This window comes from Streptococcus mitis SK1080 (assembly GCF_000220085.1).
GTDB lineage: Bacteria > Bacillota > Bacilli > Lactobacillales > Streptococcaceae > Streptococcus > Streptococcus mitis_K.
In genome coordinates, this window is the sequence record NZ_AFQV01000019.1 from 85,561 (window position 1) to 93,722 (window position 8,162).

Here is an 8,162-nt window from a genome sequence, read left to right on the forward strand (position 1 = left end):
TGAATTTATCAAGCAAGCGACCAACTATCTCATCTTTTTTCTATTTCTGTCAATATGCGTGACAGGTAGTAATGATAGCCAAAAATAGCAAGACCAAGCAAGAGGATAAGAGCTCCTACTCCCAAGCTAATGGCAAGGATAGGGGAGAGAGACCGAACCAAGAATAAGCTCCCTATTACAAGGGCCATCAGGATTACACTATAAATTAAGAGTAAAACTATTGCTACTATACCATTTGAACGATTCACCAGGTCAGTAATACTACTCCAATTGGTTGACAGATTCTTCACATCCTTAAAATAATGGTGACAAGAAAGGATGACACTGGCAAGGATCCATGCCACAAGAAGATAAATCATCGAAAGGATGGGCAAGCCTAAATATAGAGAAAGACCAAGTAAAGTCACGATAGGTAAAAAGGACTGAACAGCAAAGATAATCCAAAATTTCACTTTCACATAACGAGCAAAGTCAAAGGGTAAACTCTTAAGAAAATCAAAATTTTCCCTCTCTAAAGACAAGGCAATTGAAGGCAGGCTGGTGATATTGTTATTGACAACTGCTATAAAGAGAGCTATAAAAAACAAGGGTAACCAGTATGGAGGATGAATGTCTGGAACTATCTGAGAATCTCGGATTTTGGAAATCAGACCGATCATCATGAGATAAGGAAGGAAAGCACTTGTAAAAAGCACTGTAACCACGCCAGTTCCCTGTCCCAAGAGAGAGAGGTTGTAGCGCAAAACCATACGGAAAAAGCCCTTTTTAGTAGTTGAAATTCTCTCCTTACTGCGACGTTCTTTTTTGACCTTCTCCTCACTATTAAGCAGGATAACGTCATAAAAACGAGGAAGGACCTTCTTTTTGGTCAGATAAAGCAGGAAGAGAGTTAGTCCTATCCAAGCGAGCAAACCCAAGATGGCTTCTGTCGAAAAAGGCTCCACTGCTATTTTGTAAAAGAGATGAATAGGATAAAGAAGAGGTGGAATGTCTCTAACTCTGTCAACTATAACTCCAGAAGTCGACTGTAGAAAGAAGACAAATATTAAAGGTATGAGAACTCCTATCCCAATCATCACATTCGAAAAAATAGACTGATACTTTCTGAAGACCCTAGTCTGAGCCAAGAAATGTACTGCCACTACCATCACTAAAGTGACAGAGACAAATAATAAGGCCAAGGACAGCAGCATCAAAGGAAAACCCAGCCAAAGAGAAGGAGCTAGCCTAATGTAGAGGGCTAGAAAATAAGCTAGGATTGGTACAATTCCAGCTAGAGCTGGCAAGAGGACAGACAGTCCTTTAGCAATTATAATCTCTGATTCTTTAAAGGCATAGGGCCTATAAGATGCCAAGTCCTTACTCTCATAAAAGACATTGTAAAATGCAGTGAAAGAAGTTGAAAAGGCAAGCACTAGGAAAATAGCAACCATGAAACTAAAATGAACAGGACTTTCCTCAAAAGGAAAACGAAAGGCTATATTACTAAAAAAGATAAGTAATAAAAGACTGGAAAAAATGTAAGAACTTAGGACTCTAGCGGAAACATTTACTTTTTTCCCAGGATTCTTAGCCTGCTTCTTTCGTAGGTTAGCCAGATTAGCTTCCTTAGATGAATAGAGGATATTGATATCAACTAATTTTTTAATGACCTTGAGACGCATCTGAAACCTCCTCTTTTCTACCAGCAAGGCTAAGATAGATACTTTCTAAAGACTGGTCTGGATGGTCTTTTCTCAAGTCCTCTACGCTACCACAATAAATCAAATGCCCCTTTTTCAAAATGGCAATCCGATCACAGACTTGCTCGGCTACCTCTAGGACATGGGTTGAAAACAAGACTGTCTTGCCTTTTTGTGCATGTTCCTTCATCATTTGCTTCAAATCAAAAGCAGCCTGGGGATCCAAACCAGTCAAGGGTTCGTCCAATACCCAAATATCAGGATCAGACAAGAGTGCTCCGATGACAAAGACTTTCTGACGCATTCCGTGAGAAAGGGTTTCAATGACCTGATAGCGATTTTCAGCAAAATCAAAAACGTTCAATAGCCTAGCTAGACTAGTCTCCAAGTCAGAGCTAGTCAGATCATAGGATGAAGCAATCAATTCCCAAAATTCATTGGCCGTTAAGCGTAAAAATAAGTCAGGCGAATCTGCTACGTAGCCAATCTTCCGTTTGATCGCCAAGCGATTTTCCGATAAATCCTGACCGTCCACCAAAATACGACCACTGCTGGGCGAAATGATACTGACTAGGGATTTTATAGTGGTCGATTTTCCAGCCCCATTATGGCCAATCAAGCCCATAATCTCCCCATTTTCAATCTGCAAATTGAGATTGCTCAAAGCCTCTTTATCACCATACAACTTACTAACATTTTGAAATTCAATCATGGGATGACTCCTATCTTTATCTATATTACATACTATTATACTAGCACTTTGATACAAAAAAATCAATACTTTATTTTAAGTAGTTAAAATAGTTTCCTTCTATCTTATGCAAACGTTGGCGCTAACCAATACTTTATGATAGAATAAAGAACAAGATTGACAAGTAAGAGGAAACATCATGCAAAATCAAACACTCATGCAATACTTTGAATGGTATTTGCCCCACGATGGTCAGCACTGGACGCGTCTGGCTGAAGATGCTCCACACCTAGCTAATCTCGGCATCAGTCATGTCTGGATGCCACCAGCTTTTAAGGCGACCAATGAAAAAGATGTCGGCTATGGGGTCTATGACTTATTCGACCTAGGCGAGTTTAACCAAAAAGGAACTGTCCGCACCAAGTATGGTTTTAAAGAAGACTATCTTCAAGCCATTCAAGCTCTAAAAGTACAGGGAATTCAACCTATGGCCGATGTGGTGCTCAATCACAAGGCTGCTGCTGATCACATGGAAGCCTTTCAGGTTATCGAAGTGGATCCTGTAGACCGTACAGTTGAACTTGGGGAACCCTTCACCATCAATGGCTGGACTAGCTTTACCTTCGATGGTCGCCAAGATACCTACAATGATTTCCACTGGCACTGGTACCACTTCACCGGTACAGACTATGATGCCAAACGCCGAAAGTCTGGGATTTATCTGATTCAAGGAGACAACAAGGGTTGGGCAAATGAGGAATTGGTCGATAATGAAAACGGTAACTACGACTACCTCATGTATGCCGACCTAGACTTTAAGCATCCTGAAGTCATCCAAAATATCTATGACTGGGCTGATTGGTTCATGGAAACGACTGGTGTAGCTGGTTTCCGTTTGGATGCCGTCAAACACATTGACTCTTTCTTTATGCGCAATTTTATCCGCGATATGAAGGAAAAATACGGTGACGATTTCTATGTTTTTGGTGAATTTTGGAACCCAGACAAGGAAGCCAATCTGGACTATCTCGAAAAAACGGAAGAACGCTTTGACCTTGTCGATGTTCGTCTCCACCAGAATCTCTTTGATGCTAGTCGAGCAGGTTCAAACTATGACCTTCGTGGTATTTTCACAGATAGCTTGGTTGAACTCAAGCCTGACAAGGCTGTGACTTTTGTCGACAACCACGATACCCAACGAGGACAGGCTCTTGAGTCTACTGTTGAAGAATGGTTCAAACCAGCAGCCTATGCCCTCATTCTGTTACGCCAAAATGGCCTTCCATGTGTCTTTTACGGCGACTACTATGGGATTTCAGGGCAATATGCTCAACAAGATTTCAAAGAAGTCCTTGACCGCCTCCTAGCCATCCGAAAAGATTTGGCCTATGGAGAGCAAACAGACTACTTTGATGACCCTAACTGTATCGGTTGGGTACGTTCAGGTGCTGAAAATCAAGCCCCAATCGCAGTCCTCATCTCAAATGACCAAGAAAACAGCAAGTCAATGTTTGTCGGCCAAGAATGGGCTAACCAAACCTTTGTAGATTTACTTGAAAACCACCAAGATCAAGTTACAATCGATGAGGAAGGTTATGGACAATTCTCAGTCTCAGCTAAATCCGTAAGTGTCTGGGCAGCCAATACAATCTAATAGCTAATGATAATCAAGCCAGGTCCAAGGGGATTTGGCTTTTTTGCATTCACAAAAAGACCTACCCAATTGGATAGATCTTTGTTTTCTTACAATTTACCTGCTACTGCATCCAACAATTCTTGAATCTTAGCTTGGTTGCTTCCTCCTGCCATGGCCATGTCTGGTTTACCACCACCACGTCCATCGACGATTGGCGCCAATTCTTTGACAAGGTTTCCTGCATGAAGGTCTTTTGTCTTGCTTGCTACAAGGACATTGACTTTGTCACCGATAGCGGCAACTAGGACAAGAAGATCAGAGTAGTCTTTTTGTTTCCAGTTGTCCGCAAAGGTACGAAGGGCACCAGCGTCAGATACAGATACTTGGCTAGCAATGTAACGGTGACCATTGACTTCTTTAACGTCCTTGAAGATATCGCCTGCGGCTGCAGCTGCGGCTTTTTCTTTCAACTCAGCATTTTCTTTTTGCAATTGACGAAGTTGTTCTTGAAGTCCTTCTACTTTGTGAGGGACTTCCTTGACTTGAGGTGCTTTCAAGGTTGCTGCGACAGCTTTAAGAGCATCTTCTTGTTCGCGGTAGGCTTCAAAGGCTTCCTTACCAGTCACTGCTAAAATACGGCGAGTTCCTGATCCGATCCCTTCTTCTTTGACAATCTTGAAAAGACCAATTTCAGAAGTGTTACCAACGTGGGTACCACCACAAAGCTCGATAGAGTAGTCACCGATAGTAACGACACGAACTTCCTTGCCGTATTTCTCACCAAAGAGGGCCATAGCTCCCATTTCTTTGGCAGTGTCAATATCCGTTTCAACTGTCTTCACTTCAAGAGCTTCCCAGATTTTTTCGTTGACTTGCTGCTCAATCGCGCGCAATTCTTCAGCAGTTACTGCTTGGAAGTGGGTAAAGTCAAAGCGAAGGAATTCAACTTCGTTAAGAGATCCTGCTTGTGTTGCATGGCTGCCAAGGATATTGTGAAGAGCAGCGTGAAGCAAGTGAGTCGCAGTGTGGTTTTTCATGACACGGTGACGACGATTTGTATCAATTGCCAAGGTATATTCTTGGTTCAAGGCAAGCGGTGCAAGAACTTCAACAGTATGAAGAGCTTGTCCGTTTGGTGCTTTTTGAACATTTGTCACAGTAGCCACAACCTTACCTGACTCATCCAAGATTTGTCCGTGGTCAGCTACCTGTCCACCCATTTCAGCGTAGAATGGAGTCTCTGCAAAGATCAGAGAGGCAGTTCCTTCTGAAACAGCTTCTACTTCTGCATTGTCAGCCACGATAGCCACCAATTTAGAAGACAATTGGCTAGCATTGTAGTTGAAGACACTTTCTACAGTGATGTTTTGAAGAGTTTCATTTTGCATACCCATTGAGCCACCCTTGACAGCTGACGCACGCGCACGCTCTTGTTGCTCTTTCATGGCTGCTTCAAAACCTTCACGGTCCACAGTCATACCAGCTTCTTCAGCGATTTCTTCAGTCAATTCAACTGGGAATCCATAAGTGTCATAAAGTTTGAATACATCTGATCCAGCAATGACAGATTGACCTTTTTCTTTCAAGTCTGCTACAATGCCTTGGGCAAAGTGTTGACCTGAGTGAAGGGTACGAGCAAATGATTCTTCTTCGCTCTTAACGATTTTTTCGATAAAGTCACGTTTTTCAAGCACTTCTGGGTAGTAGCTTTCCATGATTTTTCCAACGGTTGGAACGAGTTTGTAAAGGAAAGGCTCGTTGATTCCCAATTTTTGACCATGCATAGAAGCACGACGAAGAAGACGGCGAAGGACATAACCACGTCCTTCGTTTCCAGGAAGGGCACCATCACCGATGGCAAATGAAAGAGAACGGATATGGTCAGCGATAACTTTAAAGCTCATGTTGTCGCCATCTTGGTCATAGACCTTACCAGACAATTTCTCCACTTCACGAATGATTGGCATGAAGAGGTCTGTTTCGAAGTTGGTCTTAGCCCCTTGGATAACGGCCACCAAACGCTCCAAACCAGCGCCCGTATCAATGTTCTTGTGTGGCAATTCCTTGTATTCGCTACGAGGAACAGCAGGGTCTGCGTTAAATTGTGACAAAACGATGTTCCAGATTTCGATATAACGGTCGTTTTCGATATCTTCTGCAAGGAGACGAAGACCGATATTTTCTGGGTCAAAGGCTTCACCACGGTCAAAGAAGATTTCTGTATCTGGGCCAGAAGGTCCTGCACCGATTTCCCAGAAGTTGTCCTCGATTGGAATCAAGTGACTTGGATCCACTCCCACTTCAATCCAGCGGTTATATGAATCTTTATCATCTGGATAGTAAGTCATGTAAAGTTTTTCAGCTGGGAAGTCAAACCACTCAGGGCTTGTCAAAAGCTCATAAGCCCAAGTGATAGCTTCGTCACGGAAGTAATCCCCGATAGAGAAGTTCCCCAACATTTCAAACATAGTATGGTGACGTGCTGTCTTCCCTACGTTTTCAATGTCGTTGGTACGGATAGCCTTTTGGGCATTGGTAATACGTGGATTTTCAGGGATGATGGTCCCGTCAAAGTATTTCTTAAGCGTTGCTACCCCAGAGTTTATCCACAAAAGAGTTGGGTCATTTACAGGAACCAAACTTACTGATGGTTCTACAGAGTGACCTTTGGTCGCCCAGAAATCAAGCCACATTTGGCGTACTTGTGCACTAGATAGTTGTTTCATATTGTCTCCTTATTTACTTGTTTAATGTGATTGGCTTTCCAGCATTTCCACATAGTCAATCGCGACACAGAGGGAAATGACTAGATCGGCATAAGCGTCCTCCAGAACCGTTACGGTATAGGTAGAGGTCAGATGGAAGAGTTCCTTCTTAATTTCTGCAATCAGCTGATCGCGATCATCCAACAATTTGAAATCCAAATCCCAGATATTGCCCTCGATACGAAGACCCAGATTATCAAACTCATACTTATCTCTCCAGAAGGTCAACTTCTTGCGAATGACAAAACTCGAGCCATCCTGAAGCTGAATTTCAAATCGAGGAAGCAAGGTCAAGATTTCTTTACTGATCTGACTAACCTGTTCACCATTAGCATCATAGATGGTAAAAGTTTTGGGAATCTTAAAAAATGGTCCCTCTACCTGATAGGCGATTTCTCCCCTGTCATCCTTGATAGCGAAACGTTCGCCTCCAAGACGAAACTTTTGTTTGACAAGAAATGTTTTCATCAACACCTCCAAAAACCAAAAGACAAGCTCATATCACGAAGGGCGAAAAACCGCGGTACCACCTTCATTCAATGAACTTGTCATTCTCTTATTCTTATGCAATTGTATGATTGAGTAGCATGATTTCCTAGCTTAGATGGCTCGCAGCACCGCCACTTCTCTGGACTAAGACAACTGAAAATCAATTCTCAACTTTCTTATTATAACGTTTTTTTAAGCTTGCGTCAACTGGAAATGATCTCCGTTGAATCAGAGCAATTCTCTACATCTCAGATTACTTTTTCAGAATATACTTTTTCTTACTGCCATTTTTCTTTTTATCCCAACTTTTATCCCAAGTTTTCGAATTGCTAAAGATAGCTACGTAAACATTTGCAAATATAAAGTACCCTATCACCAAATATATAAACTCAGTTGTTAGGTATTGTCAATACAAACCATCCTTTAAATGGAATAGTATAGCTGTTTGATTAAAAGTCAAAAAGGTTGACCAAAAACTTTTTTTGAAAAAAGTAGACATTTTTATTATTTGTTGCCGCTTTCTGTAAGGTTAAGCTTAGTATACTACTGGGCAAGCAAATAAGCAACTAAAATAGAAAAAGATATGGCTGTAAAAACTAACTTATATAGTATATTGAAGTTAGAATAGTACGCACCAACGTCTAAAACATTTTTAGAAATCAATCTGACTGTTCCAATATATTTGTTCGGTTTTTATTTCATTTTATTATATTAAAAAAGGCTCTATAATATTTGTAGTGGGTAAATCCCCTATGGATATTATGGAGCCTATTTTGTGTAGAAAAAAAGTCCCATATGACCTATAATGAAAAGCGACCAAACAACTCATTAGAAAGATTCATATGGAACAATTACATTTTATCACAAAACTACTCGATATCAAAGACTCAAATATCCAA

General features: G+C 41.4%; 5 protein-coding genes and 1 pseudogene. 1 reads left to right on the plus strand and 5 read right to left on the minus strand.

All coding sequences use genetic code 11. The features are described from left to right. Nucleotides 1–29 precede the first annotated feature (29 nt). Together HMPREF9957_RS08000 and HMPREF9957_RS08005 are read right to left on the minus strand one after the other, a co-directional pair. The gene (locus HMPREF9957_RS08000) at nucleotides 30–1,664 is read right to left on the minus strand and encodes a hypothetical protein (RefSeq protein WP_001237549.1); all 1,635 of its coding nucleotides are present in this window, start codon (nucleotides 1,662–1,664) and stop codon (nucleotides 30–32) included. Then, nucleotides 1,645–2,394: an ABC transporter ATP-binding protein gene (locus HMPREF9957_RS08005; RefSeq protein WP_000569184.1), complete on the minus strand. Its 750-nt coding sequence runs from the start codon at nucleotides 2,392–2,394 to the stop codon at nucleotides 1,645–1,647. Before HMPREF9957_RS08005 ends, HMPREF9957_RS08000 begins: the two co-directional genes overlap by 20 nt. Nucleotides 2,395–2,572: 178 nt before the next feature. On the opposite strand from HMPREF9957_RS08005, the gene HMPREF9957_RS08010 reads away from it, so the two are divergent. Next, complete coding sequence (locus tag HMPREF9957_RS08010; RefSeq protein ID WP_001181048.1) at nucleotides 2,573–4,027, plus strand: alpha-amylase; 1,455 nt, start codon at nucleotides 2,573–2,575, stop codon at nucleotides 4,025–4,027. 89 nt (nucleotides 4,028–4,116) lie between these two features. Here HMPREF9957_RS08010 and alaS read toward each other — a convergent pair whose 3' ends face one another. The 3 genes and pseudogenes from alaS to HMPREF9957_RS08025 all read right to left on the minus strand — a co-directional run bounded on the left by alaS (nucleotide 4,117) and on the right by HMPREF9957_RS08025 (nucleotide 7,768). Beyond that, nucleotides 4,117–6,735: an alanine--tRNA ligase gene (alaS, locus tag HMPREF9957_RS08015; protein ID WP_000811767.1), complete on the minus strand. Its 2,619-nt coding sequence runs from the start codon at nucleotides 6,733–6,735 to the stop codon at nucleotides 4,117–4,119. A gap of 21 nt (nucleotides 6,736–6,756) precedes the next feature. Beyond that, nucleotides 6,757–7,242, minus strand: coding sequence for an LURP-one-related/scramblase family protein (locus HMPREF9957_RS08020; RefSeq protein ID WP_000847051.1), 486 nt, complete (start codon nucleotides 7,240–7,242; stop codon nucleotides 6,757–6,759). 274 nt (nucleotides 7,243–7,516) lie between these two features. Beyond that, nucleotides 7,517–7,768, minus strand: a pseudogene (locus tag HMPREF9957_RS08025) (hypothetical protein). Nucleotides 7,769–8,162 lie beyond the last annotated feature (394 nt).

What these genes read in the sequence shown, in the direction of transcription:
- HMPREF9957_RS08000 (WP_001237549.1), bottom strand. Translation starts at nt 1,664, where the DNA reads ATGCGTCTCAAGGTCATTAAAAAATTAGTTGATATCAATATCCTCTAT.
- HMPREF9957_RS08020 (WP_000847051.1), bottom strand. Translation starts at nt 7,242, where the DNA reads ATGAAAACATTTCTTGTCAAACAAAAGTTTCGTCTTGGAGGCGAACGT.
- HMPREF9957_RS08005 (WP_000569184.1), bottom strand. Translation starts at nt 2,394, where the DNA reads ATGATTGAATTTCAAAATGTTAGTAAGTTGTATGGTGATAAAGAGGCT.
- alaS (WP_000811767.1), bottom strand. Translation starts at nt 6,735, where the DNA reads ATGAAACAACTATCTAGTGCACAAGTACGCCAAATGTGGCTTGATTTC.
- HMPREF9957_RS08010 (WP_001181048.1), top strand. Translation starts at nt 2,573, where the DNA reads ATGCAAAATCAAACACTCATGCAATACTTTGAATGGTATTTGCCCCAC.